Origin of the sequence: Streptomyces marokkonensis, assembly GCF_039539045.1 — a bacterium.
GTDB classification, from domain to species: Bacteria; Actinomycetota; Actinomycetes; order Streptomycetales; family Streptomycetaceae; genus Streptomyces; species Streptomyces marokkonensis.
The window spans coordinates 1-23,459 of sequence record NZ_BAABCQ010000048.1; the positions used below are offsets into that span (position 1 = coordinate 1).

At 71.5% G+C, this 23,459-nt stretch carries 17 protein-coding genes; 6 read left to right on the forward strand and 11 right to left on the reverse strand.

Annotation, left to right across the window (positions count from 1 at the left end):
- Positions 1-578 precede the first annotated feature (578 nt).
- The 5 genes from ABEA26_RS14570 (at position 579) to ABEA26_RS14590 (ending at position 9,348) form a co-directional block, all read left to right on the forward strand.
- On the forward strand, positions 579-2,621 hold the full coding sequence (locus ABEA26_RS14570) for a thioredoxin domain-containing protein (RefSeq protein ID WP_345592581.1): 2,043 nt from the start codon (positions 579-581) through the stop codon (positions 2,619-2,621).
- 220 nt (positions 2,622-2,841) lie between these two features.
- On the forward strand, positions 2,842-4,104 hold the full coding sequence (locus ABEA26_RS14575; protein ID WP_345592582.1) for a glycosyltransferase: 1,263 nt from the start codon (positions 2,842-2,844) through the stop codon (positions 4,102-4,104).
- The gene (locus tag ABEA26_RS14580) at positions 4,101-5,750 is read left to right on the forward strand and encodes an ArnT family glycosyltransferase (RefSeq protein ID WP_345592583.1); all 1,650 of its coding nucleotides are present in this window, start codon (positions 4,101-4,103) and stop codon (positions 5,748-5,750) included. Before ABEA26_RS14575 ends, ABEA26_RS14580 begins: the two co-directional genes overlap by 4 nt.
- The gene (locus ABEA26_RS14585) at positions 5,747-6,940 is read left to right on the forward strand and encodes a glycosyltransferase (protein WP_345592585.1); all 1,194 of its coding nucleotides are present in this window, start codon (positions 5,747-5,749) and stop codon (positions 6,938-6,940) included. The genes ABEA26_RS14580 and ABEA26_RS14585 overlap by 4 nt, the downstream gene beginning before the upstream one ends.
- Positions 6,937-9,348, forward strand: coding sequence for a galactose oxidase family protein (locus ABEA26_RS14590; RefSeq protein ID WP_345592586.1), 2,412 nt, complete (start codon positions 6,937-6,939; stop codon positions 9,346-9,348). The genes ABEA26_RS14585 and ABEA26_RS14590 overlap by 4 nt, the downstream gene beginning before the upstream one ends.
- Here the strand turns inward: ABEA26_RS14590 and ABEA26_RS14595 are convergent.
- The 3 genes from ABEA26_RS14595 to trhA form a co-directional block, all read right to left on the reverse strand.
- On the reverse strand, positions 9,335-9,607 hold the full coding sequence (locus tag ABEA26_RS14595) for a hypothetical protein (RefSeq protein ID WP_345592587.1): 273 nt from the start codon (positions 9,605-9,607) through the stop codon (positions 9,335-9,337). The two genes, ABEA26_RS14590 and ABEA26_RS14595, sit on opposite strands and share 14 nt — an antisense overlap.
- Positions 9,608-9,782: 175 nt before the next feature.
- On the reverse strand, positions 9,783-10,514 hold the full coding sequence (locus ABEA26_RS14600; protein WP_345592588.1) for a Mut7-C RNAse domain-containing protein: 732 nt from the start codon (positions 10,512-10,514) through the stop codon (positions 9,783-9,785).
- 102 nt (positions 10,515-10,616) lie between these two features.
- Positions 10,617-11,321, reverse strand: a complete 705-nt coding sequence (trhA, locus tag ABEA26_RS14605) for a PAQR family membrane homeostasis protein TrhA (protein WP_345592589.1) — start codon at positions 11,319-11,321, stop codon at positions 10,617-10,619.
- Positions 11,322-11,624: 303 nt separating this feature from the next.
- On the opposite strand from trhA, the gene ABEA26_RS14610 reads away from it, so the two are divergent.
- Positions 11,625-13,469, forward strand: coding sequence for a phosphoenolpyruvate carboxykinase (GTP) (locus tag ABEA26_RS14610; protein WP_345592591.1), 1,845 nt, complete (start codon positions 11,625-11,627; stop codon positions 13,467-13,469).
- Between the two features lie 224 nt (positions 13,470-13,693).
- On the opposite strand, the gene ABEA26_RS14615 is transcribed toward ABEA26_RS14610, so the two are convergent.
- From ABEA26_RS14615 to ABEA26_RS14650, 8 genes are all read right to left on the reverse strand, one after another.
- Entirely contained in the window at positions 13,694-14,326 is a 633-nt protein-coding gene (locus ABEA26_RS14615; RefSeq protein ID WP_345592593.1) for a hypothetical protein, read from the reverse strand.
- Positions 14,313-15,872 (reverse strand): VWA domain-containing protein, encoded by a 1,560-nt coding sequence (locus ABEA26_RS14620; protein ID WP_345592594.1) that lies wholly within the window; start codon positions 15,870-15,872, stop codon positions 14,313-14,315. The genes ABEA26_RS14615 and ABEA26_RS14620 overlap by 14 nt, the downstream gene beginning before the upstream one ends.
- The gene (locus tag ABEA26_RS14625; RefSeq protein ID WP_345592596.1) at positions 15,869-17,059 is read right to left on the reverse strand and encodes a toxic anion resistance protein; all 1,191 of its coding nucleotides are present in this window, start codon (positions 17,057-17,059) and stop codon (positions 15,869-15,871) included. The genes ABEA26_RS14620 and ABEA26_RS14625 overlap by 4 nt, the downstream gene beginning before the upstream one ends.
- Before the next feature lie 26 nt (positions 17,060-17,085).
- Complete coding sequence (locus ABEA26_RS14630; protein WP_345592597.1) at positions 17,086-18,165, reverse strand: hypothetical protein; 1,080 nt, start codon at positions 18,163-18,165, stop codon at positions 17,086-17,088.
- 307 nt (positions 18,166-18,472) lie between these two features.
- Positions 18,473-18,895, reverse strand: coding sequence for an SCO4983 family protein (locus ABEA26_RS14635; RefSeq protein ID WP_345592598.1), 423 nt, complete (start codon positions 18,893-18,895; stop codon positions 18,473-18,475).
- Positions 18,896-19,041: 146 nt separating this feature from the next.
- Positions 19,042-20,253, reverse strand: a complete 1,212-nt coding sequence (locus ABEA26_RS14640; RefSeq protein WP_345592599.1) for a pyridoxal phosphate-dependent aminotransferase — start codon at positions 20,251-20,253, stop codon at positions 19,042-19,044.
- A gap of 167 nt (positions 20,254-20,420) precedes the next feature.
- The gene (locus ABEA26_RS14645) at positions 20,421-22,031 is read right to left on the reverse strand and encodes an N-acyl-D-amino-acid deacylase family protein (protein ID WP_345592600.1); all 1,611 of its coding nucleotides are present in this window, start codon (positions 22,029-22,031) and stop codon (positions 20,421-20,423) included.
- A gap of 58 nt (positions 22,032-22,089) precedes the next feature.
- The gene (locus ABEA26_RS14650; protein WP_345592602.1) at positions 22,090-23,379 is read right to left on the reverse strand and encodes an amino acid deaminase; all 1,290 of its coding nucleotides are present in this window, start codon (positions 23,377-23,379) and stop codon (positions 22,090-22,092) included.
- Positions 23,380-23,459: the final 80 nt, after the last annotated feature.

The following is a 23,459-nucleotide window of genomic DNA, read 5'->3' on the forward strand; positions in this document are numbered from 1 at the left end:
GGAGATCTTTCACAAGTCGTGGAGGTGGTGCGAGAAATTTCCGCCGACCCTGTTTTCGATCTCCGTGCGACCGCAGGCCGATCTCCGCCGGACCGAATTGATCTCCGCGGTGACGGTGGGATCGCCGCATCGAGAAGGCGGCGTCGGGAGAAGGCGAGCAAGCTCGTCCGGTGCCGCGAGGCCGGCGGGCCTGCCTCGCGGGTCGAGATCGCTCGGGCCCGTCCCGTGCCCGCTGCGGGGGACGCACCTTCTCGCGGGACGAATACGCGACATTCGCGTCCGAGGGGGAGTGCGCCCGGAGTGCTCCCAGCCGGTCGGGCCCTTGAGCCCTGCCGCAGGGGGACCGTGGAACGACGGTGTGGCGCGACGGTCGTCGTCCACCGCCACAGCGAGTGCGTCGAGCGGTACCGGCGGTGCTGATGGCCGCGCTGTCTGCCGCTACGTGCCCCACAAGATCCAAACCCCGGCCCGCTGAGCGACGGCGAGCAGGGCAGCTCAGCGCGTCGGCCACGGCCCCGTTCGTGTGCTGCCCCGTGGCGCACGGGTGGGGCGGAGGCCGGGTGCGCGAGGATGGGGGTATGCCCAACCGACTCGCGCAGGCCACGTCCCCGTACCTCCTCCAACACGCGGACAACCCCGTTGACTGGTGGCCCTGGGAGACCGACGCGTTCGAAGAAGCCCGACGGCGCGACGTCCCCGTGTTCTTGAGCGTCGGCTACAGCGCCTGCCACTGGTGTCACGTCATGGCGCACGAGTCCTTCGAGGACGACGCCGCCGCCGCGTACATGAACGAGCACTTCGTGTCCGTCAAGGTCGACCGCGAGGAGCGGCCCGACGTGGACGCCGTCTACATGGAGGCCGTGCAGGCCGCCACCGGCCAGGGCGGCTGGCCCATGTCCGTGTTCATGACGCCGGACGGGGAGCCCTTCTACTTCGGCACCTACTACCCGCCCGAGCCCCGGCACGGCATGCCGTCCTTCCGCCAGGTGCTCCAGGGCGTCCACCAGGCGTGGGCCGAGCGGCGCGACGAGGTCACCGAGGTCGCGGGGAAGATCGTGCGGGACCTCGCCGGGCGGGAGATCTCCTACGGCGACGCGCGGCCGCCCGGGGAGACGGAGCTCGGACAGGCGCTGCTCGGGCTGACCCGGGAGTACGACCCGCAGCGTGGCGGGTTCGGCGGGGCGCCGAAGTTCCCGCCGTCCATGGTGGTCGAGTTCCTGCTGCGCCACCACGCCCGTACCGGCGCCGACGGCGCGCTGGAGATGGCGCGCGACACCTGCGAGCGGATGGCGCGCGGCGGGATCTACGACCAGTTGGGCGGCGGCTTCGCCCGGTACTCCGTGGACCGCGAGTGGGTCGTGCCCCACTTCGAGAAGATGCTGTACGACAACGCCCTGCTGTGCCGCGTCTACGCCCACCTCTGGCGCGCCACCGGGTCGGACCTCGCCCGCCGTGTCGCCCTGGAGACCGCCGACTTCCTGGTGCGTGAACTGCGCACCGCCGAGGGCGGCTTCGCCTCCGCGCTGGACGCGGACAGCGACGACGGGACGGGGAAGCACGTCGAGGGCGCGTACTACGTGTGGACGCCCGCGCAGCTCACCGAGGTCCTCGGGGCCGACGACGCCGCACTCGCCGCCCAGCACTTCGGCGTGACCCAGGAGGGCACCTTCGAGCACGGCTCCTCCGTACTGCAACTGCCCCAGCAGGAAGGTGTGTTCGACGCCGAGCGGATCGCCTCGGTCAGGGCGCGGCTGCTGGCCGCCCGCGACGGGCGCCCCGCTCCGGGCCGGGACGACAAGGTCGTCGCCGCCTGGAACGGGCTCGCGATCGCCGCGCTCGCCGAGACCGGCGCCTACTTCGAGCGGCCCGACCTGGTGGAGGCCGCCGTCGCCGCCGCCGACCTGCTCGTGCGGCTGCACCTCGACGAGCAGGGCCGGCTCTTCCGCACCAGCAAGGACGGCAGGGCCGGCGCCCACGCCGGAGTGCTGGAGGACTACGCCGACGTGGCGGAGGGCTTCCTCGCGCTCGCGTCGGTCACCGGGGAGGGCGTCTGGCTGGACTTCGCCGGGCTGCTGCTGGACCACGTCCTGACCCGCTTCACCGACGACTCCGGCTCCCTCTACGACACCGCGTCCGACGCCGAGCGGCTGATCCGCCGCCCGCAGGACCCCACCGACAACGCCACCCCGTCCGGCTGGACCGCCGCCGCCGGCGCCCTGCTGTCCTACGCCGCCCACACCGGCTCCGAACCGCACCGCACCGCCGCCGAGCAGGCGCTCGGCGTGGTGAAGGCGCTCGGCCCGCGGGTCCCGCGCTTCGTCGGCTGGGGGCTGGCCGCGGCGGAGGCGCTGCTCGACGGTCCGCGCGAAGTCGCCGTCGTCACTCCCGCGTCGGACGACAACGCCGCGAAGGGCCTGCACCGTACGGCGCTTCTGGGGACGGTGCCCGGTGCGGTCGTCGCCTTCGGCGTCGAGGGGAGCGACGAGTTCCCCCTGCTCGCCGACCGGCCGCTGGTGGACGGGGCGCCGACCGCGTATGTCTGCCGGAACTTCACCTGTGACGCGCCGACGACCGATCCGGAGCGACTGCGCGCCGCGCTGCGTGCGGCTCCGAACAGCTGAAACGACAGAAGCGGAAGTGTTCGGAACGCGACCGGCAGGTGAACCGTTCAGGCCCGGTCCCCATGGTGAGGAAACACGCTCTTCACTCAAACACCTTATGAGTTTCACAGGTTACCCCTAGTCTCTTCACCGTGACGCGGCGGAGCGGGCGCCCGGTCCGGGTGCTCCGCTCGGGTGCTCCGCCGCGCAGGGGGAGTTCGAAGATCTGGGGGGATCTTTCTTGCTTACGTCCGTCTTCATCGCTGCCGTTTCACTGGCGCTCTTCTGGATGGCGGCGTTCACGCTGTGGTGGCAGATGCACGCCTGGCGTACGCCGGAGGTTCTCGCCTCCACCCGGTTCAGCCCGCCCGACGGCACCGAGCACGTGTCGTTCTCGCTGCTCGTGCCGGCGCGGCACGAGCAGGCCGTGCTCGACCACACCATCCAGCGGCTGCTGACCTCGTCCCACACCGACTTCGAGATCATCGTGATCGTCGGGCACGACGATCCGGAGACCACCGCCGTCGCCGAGAAGGCCGCCGCCGGTGATCCGCGGGTGCGCGTCGTCGTCGACACCCACGAGAGGAAGAACAAGCCGAGGGCCATGAACACGGCACTGCCGCACTGCCGCGGTGACGTCGTCGGGGTCTTCGACGCCGAGGACCAGGTCCACCCCGAACTGCTCGCCCACGTCGACCACGCCTTCCGCACCACCGGCGCCGACGTCGTGCAGGGCGGGGTCCAGCTGATCAACTTCCACTCCAGCTGGTACAGCCTGCGCAACTGCCTGGAGTACTTCTTCTGGTTCCGCTCCCGCCTGCACCTGCACGCGCAGAAGGGGTTCATCCCCCTCGGCGGCAACACCGTCTTCGTGCGCACGGACGTGCTGCGGGCGGCCGACGGCTGGGACCCGGACTGCCTCGCCGAGGACTGCGACCTCGGCGTCCGCCTCTCCAGCACCGGCAAGAAGGTCGTCGTCGCCTACGACTCCGACATGGTCACCCGGGAGGAGACCCCGGGCACGCTGGTCTCCCTGCTCAAGCAGCGCACCCGCTGGAACCAGGGCTTCCTGCAGGTGTACCGGAAGAAGGACTGGACACAACTGCCCACCTTCACCCAGCGGCTGCTGGCCCGCTACACCCTGATGACGCCCTTCCTCCAGGCCTTCACCGGCGTGGTCATCCCGCTCAACGTGGCCGTCACGCTCTTCCTGGACGTGCCCGTCGGCATCGCCTTCATCACCTTCCTGCCGGCCGTCACCGCCCTGGTCACCTTCGTCTTCGAGGTCGTCGGCCTGCACGACTTCGGCAAGCAGTACGGCCTGCGGATCCGCTTCACGCACTACCTGAAGCTGATCGTCGGCGGCCCCTTCTACCAGGTCTTCCTCGCCGGGGCCGCCGTCCGCGCCGTATGGCGTGAGCAGCGCGGCCGCAACGACTGGGAGCTGACCAGCCACGTGGGCGCCCACCTCGCACCCGCGGACCGAGAGGACGTTCCCGCGTGACCGACACCCTTCCCGCGGCGACCGGCACCAGGGTCCCCGCGCAGCGCCGGCCTGCCCACGACAGCGGCCCGGCCTCCGGGAAGCCGGCGCCGCCGGGCCGCCTGCGCTCCTCGCGTCCCGACCTGCTGCTGTGCGGCGGGCTCCTCGTGACGATCATGCTCGTGCAGGGCTGGAACATCTCCGACTACCCGACCCTCAGCGACGACGAGGGCACCTACCTCGCCCAGGCCTGGGCCGTCCAGCAGGGCGAGGGCCTGGCCCACTACACCTACTGGTACGACCATCCGCCGCTGGGCTGGATCCAGATAGCCGTGCTGACCTGGATCCCCGCGCTGCTCAGCCCCGAGTCGATGACCGTCGGCGCCATGCGCGGCGTGATGCTGGTCGTCAGCGCCGTCTCCGCGATCCTCGTCTACGTGATCGCCCGCCGGCTCTCCCTGCCGTGCTGGGCGGCCGGCCTGGCCATGATCCTGTTCGGGCTCTCCCCGCTGTCCGTCGTCCTCCAGCGGGAGATCTTCCTCGACAACCTCGCGGTGATGTGGACCCTGCTGGCGTTCGCGCTCGCCGCCTCGCCCAACCGCCACCTGTGGCACCACTTCGGCGCGGGCATCGCCGCCGCCACGGCCGTGCTCACCAAGGAGACGATGCTCCTCGTCCTGCCCGCCGTGCTGGTCACCATGTGGCGGCACAGCCACCAGGACACCCGCAAGTTCGCGGTGACCGGAGCCGTCACGGCCTGCGCGCTCATCGGATTCTCGTATCCGCTCTTCGCCCTGCTCAAGGGCGAGCTGCTGCCGGGCGCCGGGCACGTCTCCCTGTGGGAGGGCATCCAGTACCAGCTGACCCGCCCCGGCTCCGGCTTCATCCTGGACGAGGGCTCCGGCTCGTACGGCGTCCTCCAGTCCTGGCTCTACTACGACCGCGTCCTCCCGCTCGGCGGACTCGCGGGCGCGCTGCTCCTGCTGGTCACCTGGCGCTGGTCGGTCACCGCACGGTCCCTGGCCGGACCGGCCCTGACGGTGGCGATCCTCGCCGTCCTCGCCCTGCGCCCGACCGGCTACCTGCCCGCGATGTACGTCATCCAGGCCCTTCCCTTCCTCGCTCTGGTGCTGGCCGGCGGCGCGGCGAGCGTCGCCCACGCCGTACTGCGCCGATGGCGCACCGAGGCCGAGAAGAGAGGGGTGACCCTCGGCCGGTACGCGCTCGCCGGCGTCCTGGTGCTCGCCGCCGGCGCCTACGTCGTACCCCGCTGGTACGACGGCGACCGCACCGCCGTCACCGCCGACGCCAACGCCCCCTACGAGGCCGCCGCCGAGTGGATGGCGAGCGAGGTGGAGAACCCCGAGGACACCCGCGTCCTCGTCGACGACGCGCTCTGGCTGGACCTCGTGCACGCCGGATACGAACCCGGGCTCGGCGTCATCTGGTTCTACAAGGCCGATCTCGACCCGGCGGTGACGGAGACGATGCCGGGCGGCTGGCGCGACATCGACTACGTGGTCGCCTCCCCGACGGTGCGGCGCGACGCGGTCGACCTGCCCAACGTGAAGGCCGCCATGAACCATTCGGCCCCGGTCGCCGTCTTCGGCACCGGTGCGGACCGCATCGAGATCCGCCGAATCCAGCCCTCCGGAGCCGCCCGATGAGCCACGAGTCCACCGTGCCCGACGAGTTGGGCCGTCCGGCCGTACGCGCCTCGGAGGTGCCCGAGCCGGGCGCCGTCACCATCGTCGTACCGACCTACAACGAGTCCGGGAACGTACGGCGGCTGCTGCGGCTGATCACCGAGTCGGTGCCGGCCCGGCTGCCCTGCGAGGTCGTCTTCGTGGACGACTCCACCGACGACACCCCGGACGTGATCCGCGCGGCGGCGCCCGGCTGCCCCTTCCCGGTCACCGTCCTGCACCGGGAGGAGCCGTCCGGCGGGCTCGGCGGCGCGGTCGTCGAGGGCATGAAGGCGGCGGGCTCCGACTGGATCGTCGTCATGGACGGCGACTGCCAGCACCCGCCCTCCCTCGTGCCGGAGCTGATCGCCACCGGCGAGCGGGTGAACGCGGGACTCGTCGTCGCCTCCCGCTACATCAAGGGCGGCAGCCGCGCCGGACTCGCGGGAAGCTACCGCACAGCGGTCTCCCGCGCGGCGACCTGGCTCACCAAGGCGCTCTTCCCGCGCCGGCTGCACGGCGTCAGCGACCCGATGAGCGGCTTCTTCGCCATCCGCCGCAGCGAGGTCAGCGCCGAGATACTCAAGCCGCTCGGCTACAAGATCCTCCTCGAACTGGCCGTCCGCGACCGCCCCCGGACGGTCACCGAGGTGCCGTTCGTCTTCGAGGAGCGGTTCGCCGGCGAGTCCAAGTCCACGGCGCGGGAGGGGCTGCGCTTCCTGCGCCACCTGGCCGGTCTGCGCACCGCCTCGCCGCTGGCCCGCATGATCGCCTTCGGGCTGATCGGGCTGAGCGGCTTCGTGCCGAACTTGGCCGCCCTGTGGGCGCTGACCGAGGTCGGCCTGCACTACCTGCCCGCCGAGATCGTCGCCAACCAGTTCGGCGTGGCCTGGAACTTTCTGCTCCTGGAGCGGCTGCTCTTCCGCGACCGGCGCCGGCACCGGCACTGGGCCGACCGGACCCTGCGGTTCGCGCTGATAGCCAACGCCGACCTGGTGCTGCGCATCCCGCTCATCGCCCTGCTCGTCGGCCGGTTCGGTCTGACCGTGCTGCCCGCCACCGCGCTCGCCCTCGTCATCACCTTCGTCCTGCGCTTCGCCGGGACGGAGGCGCTCGTGTACCTCCCGCGCCGATCCCGTACGGCCGACCGCACCGCAAGGAGTGACGCATGAGAAGAAGACCCCGACGGAGAACCTCCGCCCTCCTGGCGGTGTCCGCCCTCACCGGCGGGCTCCTCCTCACCGCGCCCCAGCCCGCCTCGGCCGCCAACCTGATCAAGAACCCCGGCTTCGAGACCGCCGGCACCGGCGACATGCCGTACTGCTGGGAGAAGTCCGGCTGGGGCGACAACGACTTCACCTTCGAGACCGTCGCCGACGCCCACTCCGGCAGCAAGGCCATGAAGGTCGAGCTGACCCGCCGGACCGAGGGCGACCGCAAGGCCCTGATCACCGAGTCCGCCGAGTGCGCGCCGGTGGTCACGGAGGGCAGGCAGTACGAGCTGTCCCTCTGGTACAAGACCACCACCCCGGACGCCTCGCTCACCCTCTTCCGGCACGACGCCACCGCGGGCTGGCAGTACTGGACCGACCTCAAGGCCCTCGACCTGGCCGCCGACTGGACCGAGGCGAGCGTCCGCACCCCCGAGGTCCCGGCGGGCATCGACCGCATCAGCTGGGGCGTCGCCGTCCACGGCACCGGCTCGGCGACCACCGACGACTACACGATGGAGCAGGTCGCCGACCCGGTCCCGGACCCGGACTGCACGGGCACCGCCGAGGAGTGCGAGAACGGCCGCTGGGACGTGCTGCCCACGCAGAACCCGGTACGCTCCATGCACTCCGTCGTGCTCCACAACGGCAAGGTGCTGCTGATCGCGGGCTCCGGCAACGACCCGGAGATGTTCGAGGCGGGCACCTTCACCTCGGCCGTCTACGATCCGCGGACCGGCGACTACAAGACGATCCCCACGCCCAAGGACATGTTCTGCGCCGGGCACGTCCAGCTCGAGGACGGCCGCGTCCTCGTCATGAGCGGCAACGCCGGTTACCCCTCGGCGGACGGCACGATCGGCTACCAGGGCTACAAGGACTCGTACATCTTCGACCCGGAGACCGAGACCTACGTCAAGACCAACGACATGAACGACGGCCACTGGTACCCGTCGGCGACGATCCTCGGCAACGGCGACGTCATCTCCTTCGGCGGCCTGCGCGAGGACTCCACCGGGTCGGTGACGGCCGACCTGTGGTCCGACGAGCAGCAGAAGTGGCTGCCGACCTGGCAGGTCAACCAGACCTGGTCGTACTGGGGCCTGTACCCGTCGATGATCCTGATGCAGGACGGCCGGCTCTTCTACTCGGGCAGCCACGTCTTCGGCAACAACATCCCCGGCACCGGCTCCGCGATCTACGACTACGACGCCAACACCATCACCCAGGTGCCGGGCCTCCAGGACAAGGACGTACGCGACCAGTCGGCCAGCGTGCTGCTGCCCCCGGCGCAGGACCAGAAGGTGCTGACCATCGGCGGCGGCAACATCGACTCCAACCCGGACGCCAACCGCCTCACCGACATCATCGACCTCAAGCAGCCCGACCCGGCGTACGTCGCCGGGCCCCCGCTCCCGCAGGGCACGGTGGACTTCGGCGAGGGCCCGGTCCCGCAGACCGGCGACCAGGGCAAGATGTACGTCTCCACCGTGCTGCTGCCCGACGGCACGGTGCTGGAGACGGGCGGCGCCCTGCACAACCGGGCCAACCCGGTCTTCGAGACGTCGATCTTCGATCCGGAGACGGAGACCTTCGACCCGGTGGCCGTCGACCCGGAGGCCCGCGGCTACCACTCCTCGGCGTTCCTGCTGCCCGACGGCCGGGTGATGACGACCGGCGACAACCCGGGCAACGGCTCCTGGAACCACGACGTGTCGATCTACACCCCGCCCTACCTCCTCAAGGGCGAGCGTCCGACGATCACCTCGGTCATCGACACCGAGTGGAACTACGGCGACACCCAGCGGATCACCGTCGACCGGCCGATCGCCAAGGCGGAGCTGATCCGCCCGGCCGCCGTCACCCACTCCTCCGACCCGAACCAGCGGTTCGTCGACCTGCCGCTGTCCGTCGACGGCGACAACGTCGACCTGAACGTGACGAGCAACCCCAACCTGGCCCCGCCCGGCTGGTACATGCTCTTCGCGGTCGACGCCAACGGCGTGCCCTCGGTGGCCGAGTGGGTGCGCCTGGACGGTCCGCGGGCGCTCAGCACCAAGGACGCCTCCGCGCACGTCCACTCCTTCGCCAACGCCCCGCAGGGCAAGGTGGCGGGGCCCGGGAAGAAGCGTGAGTCGCAGCCGGTCGGCCCGACCGTCTCCGGCTGCGACCGGCACTACGGCTCCGCCAACGTCTGCGTGCCGACCGCCTTCCCGGCCGAGGTGAAGAAGACGACGGCCGAGCGCTGCGACTGGCTGGAGCGCAACGACTACGGCCGCCTGGAGGTCAACGGCCAGGACGACCCGCTGCGTCTGGACCCGGACGGGGACGGCACCGCCTGCGGCAAGGGGGACCTCAGGCGCCGCTGAGGATCAGGGCGCCCAGCGTGAGCTGGGCACCCCACTGCAGGCCGACGGCCCAGCACCTGGCGGACGTCCACCGGGTGCGGGGCCAGGCCAGTGCCGTTACGCCCAGCCCGACCGCCGCCCAGAAGCAGGCCCACAGCACCGTGCCGGGGACGGTCTGGCACCGCTCGCCGTACATCAGACAGTCGCCGCCGTGTTCGGAGGCGAACACGGCGAGCCACGCGGCGAGGACGGTCGGCAGGAGCAGGACGAGCCCGGCCACGGAGCACACGGTCAGGGCGCGGGCGGGGGACCGCGGTCCGGTGGCGGGCCAGGGCGCGGGTGCGGGGGCGGTCCGCGCCGCGGAGCGGGGCGACGGGGAACTCGGGGAACTCATATCGCCCATCCCACCGCGCCGGCCGCCCCCGGTGACCTGCGCGAATACTCAACCGCCGTACTCAACCACCCTGAGTACCCCGGCGCAGCGCCGCCTCCACGATGGCCTCCAGTTGCTCGTGGTGCGCGCCCTTCCAGTACGCGCGCCCGCACGCCCGGCACCGCGCGAACACGTCGTACGACCGCTCGGTACCGCCCTTGAGCTGGTCGGCCACCTCCTCCTTGGTGGCCTCCTCCAGCAGTCCGTTGCACGCGGTGCACCTGGTCCACGGGAGCAGCTCGGGGCGGAACCGGTCCAGGACCTCCTGGAGCTGGTCGTCGGGGCGGTTGCCGTAGACGTAGGCGCCGGCCCACAGCTCGCGGCGGCGCAGCAGGCCGCGGTCGCGGCTGAGCATGACCCGCTTCTCGGCCGCGGACAGCGCGGCGAGCGCCGGGTCGCCGAGGTCGGTCGACTCGTACGCCGTGTCCACGCCGAGCAGCCGCAGCCGGCGGGCGAGGGTGCCGAGGTGCACGTCGAGCAGGAAACGCAGGGGAGCGCCCGGGACCCGCTGGGGGTGTTCGACGGGCCGTACGCTGACCGACTCGCCGCCCGTGGGGACGTGTCCGGGCGGCACCTCGCGGCCGTCCACGAGGAGCGTGCCGACCTCGGTGAGCGGGACGCCGAGGGACTCGACGACATGGCCGAGCGTGGAGACGCCGTCGGTGGCCGCGCGGGCGGCGCCGGTGGGGCGGGCGCGCGGGACGAACAGGTGCAGTTCCGGGGCGAACTCGACGTGGATCTCGGGACCGTTCACCCGGCCAGGATGCCATGGGGGAGGGGCACGGCCCCGGTCTTTTCCGAGGCCGGCGGCCCGCGCCCCGGGGCGTCCGGGGCGCGGGCCGCTCGGCGGGAGCGCCTAGTAAGCGACCAGCGAGATCCCCACGTAGTGCGCGATGAAGGCCGCCAGCGTGAAGGAGTGGAAGACCTCGTGGAAGCCGAACCAGCGCGGTGACGGGTTGGGCCGCTTGAGGCCGTAGATCACGCCGCCCGCGCTGTAGAGCAGCCCGCCCGCGATCACCAGCACCAGGACGGCGATGCCGCCGGCCCGCATGAACTCGGGGAGGTAGAAGACGGCCGCCCAGCCCATGGCGAGGTAGCACGGGGTGTAGAGCCAGCGCGGGGCGCCGACCCAGAAGACGCGGAAGAGGATGCCCGCCGCGGCGGCGGCCCAGATGCCCCACAGCAGCCACTGGCCCTTGGCCTCGGGGAGCAGGAGCATCGTGAGCGGGGTGTAGGTGCCCGCGATGATCAGGAAGATGTTGGCGTGGTCGAGGCGGCGCAGTACGCCGTCCATCCGCGGGCTCCAGTCGCCCCGGTGGTAGAGGGCGCTGACGCCGAACAGCAGACAGGCCGTCAGGACGAAGATCCCGCAGGCGATGCGTGCTTCGGTCGACTCGGCGAGGGCGGTGAGCACCAGGCCCGCGACGAGGACGGCCGGGAACATGCCGAGATGCAGCCAGCCGCGCAACTTCGGCTTGACCGGATGCGGCAGATCGAGCGCTACAGGGCCGCGGCCGGCGGCCGGCGTGTCCCTGGGCGCGTCGGGGGCGGACGCAGTCATAGGGGCATCGTACCTACGGAACCGTAAGTTACGCATCAGTACGGACGTTCGTGGGTGCCGAGTGGTCATCGTCTCACGGGGTACCCGGCCACGCACCCCTCAGGCCCCTCAGGCGTCCGGCGAGAACACGTGGCGATCCTCACTCCGCTCAGGTGTGACGCCCTCTGGACAGATGGGCGCTCGCGTCGGATGATCAAATGAGTGCGGTCGACACCGGATGAGCGCCCAAGAGGACGACGTCACGCATCCGGGTCGCAGCCCCCACGGGGCCTCCCAACAAAAGACCCTCATTTAGGAGCAATCGTGGCGCGCGACATCGCTGCTCCCCCCGTCCCCACCAACCACCAGGAGCTGATCTCGTGGGTGAACGAGATCGCCGAACTGACCCAGCCGGACGAAGTGGTCTGGTGTGACGGATCCGAGGCCGAGTACGAGCGCCTGTGCGGGGAGCTCGTCGAGAAGGGCACCTTCCGCAGGCTCGACCCGATCAAGCGCCCGAACTCCTACTACGCGGCCTCCGACCCCTCCGACGTCGCGCGTGTCGAGGACCGGACCTTCATCTGCTCCGCCAAGGAGGAGGACGCCGGCCCGACCAACCACTGGAAGGACCCCGCCGAGATGCGGGAGATCTTTCGGGGGACGGGTGGCGGGGGCGGCCTGTTCCGCGGCTCGATGCGCGGCCGGACCATGTACGTCGTGCCCTTCTGCATGGGCCCGCTCGGCTCCCCGCTCTCCGCGCTCGGCGTGGAGATCACCGACTCCGCGTACGTCGCCGTCTCCATGCGCACCATGACCCGCATGGGACAGCCGGTCCTGGACGAGCTCGGCGACGACGGCTTCTTCGTCAAGGCCGTGCACACCCTCGGCGCCCCGCTGGAGCAGGGCCAGGAGGACGTTCCGTGGCCGTGCAACAGCACCAAGTACATCTCGCACTTCCCCGAGGACCGCGAGATCTGGTCCTACGGCTCCGGCTACGGCGGCAACGCCCTGCTCGGCAAGAAGTGCTACGCCCTGCGCATCGCCTCCGTCATGGCCCGCGACGAGGGCTGGCTCGCCGAGCACATGCTGGTGCTGAAGCTGACCCCGCCGCCCTCTGCTTCCAGCCGGGTCGAGCCCAAGTACGTCGCCGCCGCCTTCCCGTCGGCCTGCGGCAAGACCAACCTCGCGATGCTGGAGCCCACGATCTCAGGCTGGACCGTCGAGACGATCGGCGACGACATCGCCTGGATGCGCTTCGGCGAGGACGGCCGCCTGTACGCCATCAACCCCGAGGCCGGCTTCTTCGGCGTCGCGCCCGGCACCGGTGAGCACACCAACGCCAACGCGATGAAGACCCTGTGGGGCAACTCCGTCTTCACCAACGTCGCCCTCACCGACGACAACGACGTGTGGTGGGAGGGCATGACCGAGGAGACGCCCGCCCACCTGACGGACTGGAAGGGCAACGACTGGACCCCCGAGTCCGGGACGCCCGCCGCGCACCCCAACGCCCGCTTCACCACCCCCGCCGCGCAGTGCCCGATCATCGCGCCGGAGTGGGAGGACCCCAAGGGCGTGCCGATCTCGGCGATCCTCTTCGGCGGGCGCCGCGCCACCGCCGTACCGCTGGTCACCGAGTCCTTCGACTGGAACCACGGCGTCTTCCTCGGCGCCAACGTGGCCTCCGAGAAGACCGCCGCCGCCGAGGGCAAGGTCGGCGAACTGCGCCGCGACCCGTTCGCCATGCTGCCGTTCTGCGGCTACAACATGGGCGACTACATGGGGCACTGGGTCGACGTGGCCAAGGACAAGGACCAGTCCAAGCTGCCGAAGATCTACTACGTCAACTGGTTCCGCAAGGACGACCGGGGCAGGTTCGTCTGGCCCGGCTTCGGTGAGAACGGCCGCGTCCTGAAGTGGATCGTGGAGCGCCTGGAGGGCAAGGCGGACGGTGTGGAGACCCCGATCGGTGTCCTGCCGACCAGGGAGTCCCTCGACACCGACGGCCTCGACCTCGCCGACTCCGACCTGGACTTCCTGCTCAGCGTCGACAAGGAGGTGTGGCGCGAGGAGGCGGCGCTCGTCCCCGACCACTTCAACACCTTCGGCGACCACACGCCCACCGAGCTGTGGGACCAGTACCACAACCTGGTGAAGCGCCTGGGCTGACCGCCACCCCGTCACCCACCCAGCTCCGCGGCCGGTCCGACTAGCCCTGACCCGCGAGTCGTCACGAAGGCAGGCCGCGAGGGGGTTCCCTCCCCGTTCCAGTAGCTCGCAGTACCCCGGAGCGTGGGGGGAGTCCCGCTCGGGCCGGGTCCCCGCACAACGGCGTGCGACGGACCCGGCCCTTCGGCGTTCACCGCACGTCGGCACGGACCGTGCACCGTCTGTCAGCCCGAGCGGTCCTCCAGGTACCGCGTGTGGGACTCCTGCCGCCGCGCCTCGGTCTCCCGCAGCTGGGCGGTCAGCCGCTCCGCCTCCTCGTGCAGCAGCGCGAGCTGCCGCTCCAGATGCCGCTCCGGTGGCTCCTGCCCCGGCGTCATCCGCGTCCACCAGCGGGCGCGCACGTATGCGTCGACGGCCTCCGGCACGTCCTGCCGCACCGCCCGCGACACCGAGTGCACCCCGTCCGGGTCGGCCGCGAGCACCTCGGCGACCCAGCCGGGCTCCAGCAGCGCGGCCAGCAGGCCGGTCAGCCCGGTGAGGTGCTCCTCGACAGCCGGCGGCAGCTCGACGTCGGCCAGATAGGCGCGCAGCCGGCCGAAGTCGCCGCGCACCTCCTCCAACTGGGCCGACAGCTGGGCCGACGGGTCGGGGAAGGAGGGCGGCGCGGTCCGCTCCGGCGGGGCGAGAAGCGCGCCGGCGCCGTACAGGCCGACGACGACCACGGGCCAGTACGGGCCCGCCACCCCCGTGAAGGTCAGCGCCACGCCCGCCAGCCCGCAGGCGCTGCCGGTCAGGTTCTTGCGGGACTCGAGAAACGCCCAGGCCCGGCCGGCGCCGTTGTTGTTACTGGTAGCCACGGATCTCCTCGAAGGCGGCGTCCGCGGCGCCCTTCTGCGCGTCGAAGAGCCGGCCGCCGGTCAGTTCGGCGATGTGTGTCAGCTCCGTGCGGTCGGAGTCGCCGAAGAGGACGGGGAAGACCGGGATCTCCTGCCGGGCCTCGCTCAGTGAGCCGTAGAAGCGGTCGAAGTCGGCCGCGTCGGCGCCGGTGGTGTTCTCGCCGTCCGTCATCAGCACGATCGAGGTGAACGTGTCCCGGCCGCCGCCGAGATGGTCGTACGCCCTCTCCAGCGAGGTGTAGATCGCGGTGTCGCCCCGCGCGGTCAGGCCCTTGGTGTCCCGGCGGATGCCGTCCAGCCCGGTGCCCGGGTCGGCGGGGTCCACGACGTGGGTCGCCACCCGCTTCACGTCCGTTGCGAACGGCATCAGCGTCACCTCCTCGCGGTCGCGGAAGTCGCCGGTGAGGGCGGTGAGCGCCTCCTTCAGCCGTCGCAGCCGCTCGCCCTCCATCGAACCGGAGGTGTCGAGGACGTACACCGTCCGGGACGGTCGGCGCAGATCGTTCTCGTACGCGTCGAGCAGGCCGTCGGCGACGGACCGGGTGCCCGGGTAGGGCAGTTCGCGACGTCGGCTCGTGTCCAGGCCGGGCGCGGGCGGCACGGAGGCGAGGACCGGGCGGCGGTGCGTGCCGCGGGTGATCTTCCGCTGGATCTCCGGGGTGCGCAGCGCCTCGGCGACGCGGCGGACGTTCTCGCGGGTCGTGGCGTGTGTCGAGGCGAGTGTGGAGAGCGGGTAGTCGGCGGTGACCACGCCGTCGGTGGGGCGGAAGACGGTGAGGCCCTCGATGCCCTTGAGGACGGACTCGTAGTTGAGCAGCGCGTCGACGTTCCCGCGTCGCTCGTACGCCGTCGCCAGCCAGCCCGACGAACCCGAGGTCAGCTTCTGCCCGGCGAAGAACTCCCGCAGCCGCGGGGTCGCCTTCGCCACGTCCGCGTCCGTGAGCGCGGACTGGGCGCCGGAGAGCGCGGAGGCGACCGAGACGAGCGAGGCGAAGCCGGAGTTGGAGCGGGCGGGGTCGGTCATGCCGTAGGTGAGCTTCCCGTCGGCGACGGCCTGCTCGACCCGGGACCAGGTGACCTGCCCGGCTCGCCAGCCCAGCTTCGCGGCGGTGGCGTCCTTCACGCCCACGGCGACGGGGCTGGTCATCACCGGCGTCTCGGAGACGACCCGCTTCGCCGCCTCGGGGCGCAGTCGCAGCGAGTCGTTGGACGACAGCCACAGCGCGTCGTACTTCCCGTCCGCCCTGCCCGTCGCCAGCAGGTCGACGGCGTCGAGGGTGCCGATGGGGGTGAGGCGGACGGTGATGCCGGTCTCCTCGCGGATGTCTTCCAGCACGGGGGCCATGTCGGTCAGCTCGCTGGAGGCGAGGACACGCAGGGTGCCGGGCTCGGCACTGCCGGGCGCCCCGGGAGTCGGCCTTCCGTCCGTTCCGTCCCCCTTCTCCTGCGTCGTGCAGGCGGTGAGGAGGGCGACGGCGGTGAGGCAGACGGCGAGGGCGCGTCTCATCCGAGCCCTCCTTCCCGGGACTCAAGGGCTCCCTGCGAGCGGCTGCGCTCCAGGTAGCCGCTCGCGTGCCGCAGTTCCCCGGTGAGGGACTCCACGGTCGCCGCCATCGCCTCCGTCGCCCGGGCCTTGTAGGTGTCGATGGCGTCGAGGGTGCGGTAGATCTGCTGGAAGGCGGTGCGCAGGGTCTCGGCCCCCACCGCCGGGTCGGCGGCGATGCGCTGGGTCTCCCCGCTCTGGGTCGCCAGCATCTCCGCGTTGCCCCGGATCGGGTCCTCCGTCGTCCCGCGCAACGCGTCGACCTGTTCGACGACCTTCTTCTGGTGGTCCAGCGCGGAGGCCAGCATCACGGAGATCCGCAGCGCGGACACCGTGGTCGTGGCCGCCCGGTCGACGCCCTTGACCAGTTCCTCGTTGTTGCGGCGTACGACGTCCATGGCGAGGTAGCCCTGAGCGCACACCGCGAGCTGGGTGAGCAGGTCCTGGTGCTTCTGCCGGACCGGGAAGAGGACGTCCGCGCGCAGGGCGTCGGCGGCCTGCGGGTCGGTCGGCTCCACAGCGGCCACGTGCTGCTCGACGGCCGTGTCCAGGGCCTCCGTGAGTACGACGTACTCCTGGAGCTTGCCCATGATCTCCCACAGGCGGACCCGCTCGGTCTGCAACGCGGCGTTGTCGCGGCGCAGTTCGTCCTGGCCACCGCGCAGCGATCCCACGATCCTGTTCAGGGTGCCCTGTGCGGAGGCGTACTTGGCGACGTGGTCGCGCAGCTTGTTGCCGCCGGGCAGCCTGGACAGGAACGTGCGTCCCTTGGCGGCGGACAGCTCGCGCGGGTCCAGGTCCTCCACCACCCGCCGCAGCTCCACCAGCGAGCCCGCGACCCGCGCCTGGGCGTCGCCGCCCCGGTCGGGCAGGCTGCGTACGGTGCGCTCCAGCATGCGGTTGGACTGCGAGGCGGCGGTGCGCATCTCGGCGGCGCCGAGCCCGGTGATCTCGCCGACCTTGCCGGCGAACTCCGGCGACCGGGCGTCGAGCGCGGCGAGCCCATCGACGTAGGCGGCGGCCTTGCGGGTCATGTCCGCGCGGGCCCCGTCGTCGACGGGCACGAGCCCGCCGGCCTTCTCCCGAGGCACCGGGGCGACGGGCTCGGGCGGGGTGAGGGTGAGCGTGAAGTCGTTCTCGGTGCCGGTCACTTGGTCGGTCCCCCTGTGGTCCGCTGTTATCCGCGCGCCCGGCGGGCCATCTCGCGCAGCACCTCGGAGGTGGGCACGGGCGCCTGCCGGACGCCGGTCAGCTGCTGGTTGAGATGCGCGGTGTGGGCCTCGGTCGCCTTGGTGAACTCGGCGCCGGCGCCCTGCGGCCGGAATCCGTGCCGGACGGCCAGTTCCCGCAGTCGCGGGTCGTCGGTGAGGAGTTCACCGACTGCGCGGCCCTCCTCGGTGAGCGGTACGACGGTGTGGTCGCTGGTGGCGGTGGTGTCCGGGTAGAGGACGGCCAGGTCCCCGACGAGCCTGCCGCCCTCCCGCAGCAGCGAGGCGACCTGTGACTCGTACACCAGCACCAGCGGGTCGCCGACGCCGCTGGTGAAGTCCGAGAACAGCGCCTCCGTACTGGACTTCTGGGCGCCCTGGACCCGGGTCAGCTTGCGCATCAGGGACGCGGTCCGGTCCACGTCGGCGTCGCTCGCGACCACCCGGTTGCCGTTCGCCACGTAGGAGGCGGCGGCCAGGTAGAGGGCGCCGGAGTTGGAGGTCTCCGGGTCCGTCGTCGCGATGTACACGGTCCCGGTCAGCGCGCCGTGCTTCTCGGTCCCCTTCAGTTGCTGCCAGGTGCGGTCGGCGCGGGCCGCGTCGAGGTAGGCGTCCATCTTCAGGGTGCCGCCCCGGCTGCGGTCGAGCGTGGCGAGCCCGTTCGCCGCGAGAACCCGGGCGGTGTCGCGGTGGGTGACCACGACGATCGGCGAATAGAAGGGCCGGGGCAGCGGCTTGCGCACGCCGTACTTGTCGGCGAGCTCGTCGGCCGGGGCCTGGCTGGACGGGAAGGCGAGATCGTGACCCCCCAGGTCGAGCTCCTCCATGGCCCAGGACCCGGAGGTCTCCGTCCGTACGGTGTAGCCCTTGGCGGCGAGGGCCTTCACCACATCGGGGTCGGCGAAGAAGGCTTCCTTCTCCGACCCGATGACCGCGCGCACGGTCTTCGTTGCCGTGGCTTTGTCCTCCGCTTGCCGCCCCGCGACGACGGCTGCCACCACGCCGCCGATCAGCAGGACCGCGAGGACGATTCCCGAGATACGTCTCACACGCGGAGCATGCTCCCGGAACTCAACATTCCTGACGTGCGCCCGTGAACGGGGGGTGTCGTACCGGCCCCGGACGCGCAACGCCCCGAAGGAAGCGCCCCCGAAGGGGCGCGGGGAACCGCGCGGCCAGCCCCCACGGCCCGCGGCCACCCGACTAGGAGCAGTCCAACGGCGCCGAGAGGGAACCCCCGCTCAAGTCACACGGTGAGTGGCACCCGGTCCGCGCGTCGCTGCGGGTGCGCGCGGACCGGGGCCGTGTGGGGGAGCCCGGTGCGGGCTCAAGGGGCGGAGCCCGTGGGGAACGGGCTCAGCTGGACGCGAGTTCGCGCGGCTCCAGGGTGGCGGCGTGTGCGTCCATGCGCTCGGCGGTCAGGATCGCGACCGCCGTGTCGGCACGGGAGGCCGCCACCACCAGGGCGCGGCCCGCAAGGGTGTGCGCCCGCCGGTGCAGGGCCGCCGGATGCGGTTCGGGGCGGGCGGCGGTCACCAGCACGCGGACCGGCGTCGGCCCTCCCCGCAGCCGGGCCACCTGCTCGGCGAGCCGGTCGGCGGCGGTGTCCAGGTCGGTGGAGGATCCCAGCGCGCGCAGCTCGTCCGTGACGGCGAGCAGTGCCGTGAGGTGGCCCGCGAGCTGGATGTCCAGCTCTTCCTCCCGGGACCGGTGCGGGAAGTCCGAGGTGCTGCCGGCCATCGTGCTGTGCACGGACCTGGTGCGGATCGGTTCGTACATGGGAGGGCCTCCTGAGTGCTTCAGGAAACCATCCTACATTGGAATCAATCTAAAGTTGACGGAGGTCGGAAAGTTGACGGAGGTGGGAAGTTGGCGGAGGTGGGAAGTCGGCGGAGGTGGGAAGTCGGCGGAGGCCAGGACCTGGTTCAGGGCTGGCCGTAGCCGTCCAGGAAGTTCCCGATCCTGCCCACCGCCTCGCGCAGGTCACTGGCGGTCGGCAGAGTCACCACCCGGAAGTGGTCGGGGTCGGGCCAGTTGAAGCCGGTGCCCTGGACCACCATGATCTTCTCCTGGCGCAGCAGGTCCAGGACCATCCGCCGGTCGTCCTTGATCTTGAAGACCTTGGGGTCGAGCCGCGGGAAGAGATACAGCGCACCCTTCGGCTTCACGCAGGTCACGCCCGGAATGCTGGTCAGCGCTTCGTGGGCGGCGTCCCGCTGCTCCCGCAGCCGCCCGCCCGGCAGGACCAGCTCGTTGATGGTCTGCCGCCCGCTGAGCGCCGCCACCACGCCGTGCTGGCCCGGCATGTTGGCGCACAGCCGCATGTTCGCCAGGACCGTCAGACCCTCGAGGTAGGACTCGGCGTGCGCGCGCGGGCCGGAGACCGCCATCCAGCCGACGCGGTAGCCGGCCACCCGGTACGCCTTCGACATGCCGTTGAAGGTGAGGGTGAGCAGGTCCGGGGCGATCGAAGCGGTCGGGGTGTGCGTGGCCTCGTCGTACAGGATCTTGTCGTAGATCTCGTCGGAGCAGACCAGCAGGTTGTGCCGGCGCGCGATGTCGGTCAGCCCGCGCAGCACCGCCTCGTCGTACACCGCGCCCGTCGGGTTGTTCGGGTTGATGATGACGAGCGCCTTGGTGCGGTCGGTGATCTTCCGCTCCACGTCCGCGAGGTCCGGCATCCAGTCGGACTGCTCGTCGCACCGGTAGTGCACCGCCGTACCGCCGGAGAGTGAGACGGCGGCCGTCCACAGGGGGTAGTCGGGTGCCGGGACCAGGACCTCGTCGCCGTCGTCCAGCAGCCCCTGCATCGCCATCACGATCAGCTCGGAGACGCCGTTACCGATGAAGACGTGCTCGACGTCCGTCTCGATGCCAAGGGTCTGGTTGTGCATGACGACCGCACGGCGCGCCGCCAGCAGGCCCTTCGCGTCGCCGTACCCGTGGGCCGTCGACACGTTGCGGAGGATGTCCTCGAGGATCTCCGGCGGGCACTCGAAGCCGAAGGCGGCCGGGTTGCCGGTGTTCAGCTTCAGGATGCGGTGCCCGGCCGCTTCCAGCCGCATCGCCTCCTCGAGCACCGGGCCCCGGATCTCGTAACAGACGTTGGCGAGCTTGGTCGACTGGATCACCTGCATGTCCGTGAGCTTACGACCCGGATGCACCTCATGGGCCGTGTTGTCCGCCACGTGGGACGTGTGGTTCGGGTGGATTCCCGACGACTTCGCCGCAGCGGCAGGGCTGCCGCCGGGCAGTGACCCGGGCGGTCACCGGCGGGTAACGACCGGTGACCGCCCAGAAGGCGTTACCGCGGAGTCCGCCGCACCGACCGCCCCGCCAGTACGTCCGTGCGCCGCCCGTCCTCCATCACGAACCGCCCGTCCACCAGCACGTACGGGATGCCCGTCGGCAGCACGCGCGGGTCCTCGAACGTGCTGCCCGCCGCGACCGTCGCCGGGTCGAAGAGCACCAGGTCGGCCCGGTACCCCTCGCGGACCAGCCCGCGGTCCGGCAGCCGCAGCCGCGCGGCCGGGCGCGAGGTGAGGTGGGCGACACACTCCTCCAGCGACAGCACGCCCAGCTCGCGCACGTAGTGGCCGAGGTAGTGAGGGAAGGTGCCGTAGGCGCGCGGGTGCGGCTTGCTGCCCTGGAGGATGCCGTCCGAACCGCCGGTGTGGACCCGGTGCCGCATGATCGCGCGCACGTTCTCCTCGTGGCCGACGTGCTGGAGTATGGTCGGCGCCAGCCGGTCGGTCAGCAGCAGGCGGCGGGTGACCGCCCACGGGGTCTCGCCGCGCAGCCGGGCCGACTCCAGGACCGTACGGCCGACGTACTCGGCCAGGGCGGGGTCGCCCGTCCCGGAGATCTCGATCGTCTCCCACTCCACGGGCACGCCGTGGCAGCCGTCGGCGCCGATCTCCTCCATGTGGTGCCGGATCCGCTCGGCGGTGTCGTCGTCCGCCAGCCGCTCGAGGATCCGCTCCGGCCCGCCCTCGCTCGCCCAGCTCGGCAGCAGCGCCACGAGGGTGGTGCAGCCGGGGGTGTACGGGTAGGTGTCGAGGGTGATGTCCGCGCCGGCCGCGAGCGCGTCGTCGAGGAGCGTCAGCAGCTCGGGTGCCCTGCCCTTGTTGACGCCGAAGTTCATGGTGGCGTGCGCCAGGTGCAGCGGGCAGTCGGCCTGCCGGGTCAGCTCCACCATCTCCTCGTACGCCGTCAGGGCCCCGGCGCCGTACGAGCGGTGGTGCGGGCAGTAGTAGCCGCCGTACGACGCCACCACCCGGCACAGCTCGGTCAGCTCCGCGTCCTTGGCGTACATGCCGGGCGTGTACGTCAGCCCGGACGACATGCCGACCGCGCCCTGCTCCATGCCCTCGGCGACCAGCCGGCGCATCCGCTCCAGCTCGGCGGGTGTCGCCTCCCGGTCGTCCCAGCCGACCGCGAGGGCGCGCACCGTGCCCTGCGGGATCAAGTAGGCGGCGTTCACCGCGATGCCCCGGTCGAGCCGGTCCAGGTACTCGCCGACCGACCGCCAGTCGAAGTCGACGTCGTCGCCGGGGCCGTTCCACCCGGCGATGGCGCGGCGCACCTCGCCGAGGGTTCGGTCGTCGACCGGCGCGTACGACAGCCCGTCCTGGCCGATGACCTCCAGGGTGACGCCCTGCGCGGCCTTGGCGCTGTGGTCGGGGTCCCGCAGCAGCGCCAGGTCGCTGTGCGCGTGCATGTCGATGAAGCCGGGGGCCAGGATCAGGCCCTCGGCGTCCACCTCCCGGCGTGCCTCGGGGCGCTGGCAGCCGGCGGCCGCCGCCTCCTTGACGATCGAGACGATCCGGCCGCCGTCGACCACGACGTCGGCCCGGTAGGAGTCGCCGCCGGAGCCGTCCACGACGTCGGCGTCCCGGATGACCAGCTCTTCCATGTTTCGCTCCTTTGCGAAGTCCTGCCAGAAGAACGTACGGATCAGAAGAACGTACGGATCAGAAGAACGTACGGATGTAGTCGACGACCGTCCCGTCCGCCTGCGCGAGGGGGATCAGCTGCCACTTGTCGAAGGACGTGCACGGGTGGGACAGGCCCAGCCCCACCCAGTCGCCGACCTCCAGGTCCGCCTCCGGCGCGGTGCGCAGCCAGGCGTGCTGGTCGGACAGGCCGTTCACCGTGATGCCGGTCGCCGCCCGCTCCGGACCGCCGTCCGCCGGGCGCACCGCCTGCGCGAACGGCAGGTCGAGGTCGTACGCCGCGTCCCGCTTGCCCGCGTTGGCGAAGGCCTGGCCGGGCGAGGGGCGGGAGACGACCTGCGTCCACAGCCGGAACGCCGGCTCCAGGGCGCCCTCGTCGGGGACGCGGTTGAAGGGGGTCACCTCGCGGTAGTGCCCGTCGTCGTGCGAGACGTACGCGCCCGAGCGCAGCAGCTTCAGCACGGGCAGGGAGAGGTCGGGGACCTCGGCGAACACGTCGGCCACCGCGTCGAACCAGGCGCTGCCGCCCGCGCTCAGCACGATCTCCTCCAGGTCGGCGAACCGCCCCGCCTTGTCGAAGTCCACGGCGAGCGCGACCAGCCGCCGCAGCCACGCGCGCACCCGCTCCGGGTCGGCGTCCGGCACCTCGCCCTCGTACCCGGCGACACCGGCCAGCCGCAGCGTCCGCGCGCCGGCCACCGCGTCGGCGACCGCAGCGCACTCGGCCTCGGTGCGCACCCCGGTCCGGGCGCCCTCGCCGGCGCCCAGTTCGACCACGACGTCCACCGGGCGCGAGGGGCCCGCGTCGGTCAGCGCGGCGTCCATCAGTCGGGCGCCGCGCACGGAGTCGACGTAGCAGACGAAGCGGAAGTCCGGGTCGGCGTCCTGCTCAGAGGCGATCCAACGCAGGGCGGCGGCGTCGACCAGCTCGTTGGCGAGGAAGATCCGCCGGATACCGAAGGCGCGGGCGACCCGCACCTGGTGCGGCACGGCGAGGGTGATGCCCCAGGCGCCGTGCTCGATCTGGCGGTGGAAGAGCTGCGGGGCCATGGAGGTCTTGCCGTGCGGCGCGAAGGCGAGGCCGTGCCGGGCGGCGTACGTCTCCATCAGCGCGAGGTTGTGCTCCAGGCGCTCGGCGGACAGGGCGAGCACGGGGGTGGCGAAACCGCCGGTGAAGAGGTTGCGGCGCTGACCGGCCAGCTCGGTGACGGTCAGGCCGTCGGCGTCCGGCGGGAGGCCCTTGAAACGGTGGTCGACGCGCTCCTCGCCCAGACGGGCGAGAGCTTCGGTGCCGGTATCGAGGGCCATGGAGCCTCCCTGATCTGATGCGTTGCAAATATTGCAACGATCGTTGCGTATATCGCTTACTGCTGTCTAACATCTCGGCG

What these genes read in the sequence shown, in the direction of transcription:
- ABEA26_RS14590 (WP_345592586.1), top strand. Translation starts at nt 6,937, where the DNA reads ATGAGAAGAAGACCCCGACGGAGAACCTCCGCCCTCCTGGCGGTGTCC.
- ABEA26_RS14640 (WP_345592599.1), bottom strand. Translation starts at nt 20,253, where the DNA reads ATGCAGGTGATCCAGTCGACCAAGCTCGCCAACGTCTGTTACGAGATC.
- ABEA26_RS14585 (WP_345592585.1), top strand. Translation starts at nt 5,747, where the DNA reads ATGAGCCACGAGTCCACCGTGCCCGACGAGTTGGGCCGTCCGGCCGTA.
- ABEA26_RS14635 (WP_345592598.1), bottom strand. Translation starts at nt 18,895, where the DNA reads ATGTACGAACCGATCCGCACCAGGTCCGTGCACAGCACGATGGCCGGC.
- ABEA26_RS14645 (WP_345592600.1), bottom strand. Translation starts at nt 22,031, where the DNA reads ATGGAAGAGCTGGTCATCCGGGACGCCGACGTCGTGGACGGCTCCGGC.
- ABEA26_RS14650 (WP_345592602.1), bottom strand. Translation starts at nt 23,379, where the DNA reads ATGGCCCTCGATACCGGCACCGAAGCTCTCGCCCGTCTGGGCGAGGAG.
- ABEA26_RS14620 (WP_345592594.1), bottom strand. Translation starts at nt 15,872, where the DNA reads ATGAGACGCGCCCTCGCCGTCTGCCTCACCGCCGTCGCCCTCCTCACC.
- trhA (WP_345592589.1), bottom strand. Translation starts at nt 11,321, where the DNA reads ATGACTGCGTCCGCCCCCGACGCGCCCAGGGACACGCCGGCCGCCGGC.
- ABEA26_RS14570 (WP_345592581.1), top strand. Translation starts at nt 579, where the DNA reads ATGCCCAACCGACTCGCGCAGGCCACGTCCCCGTACCTCCTCCAACAC.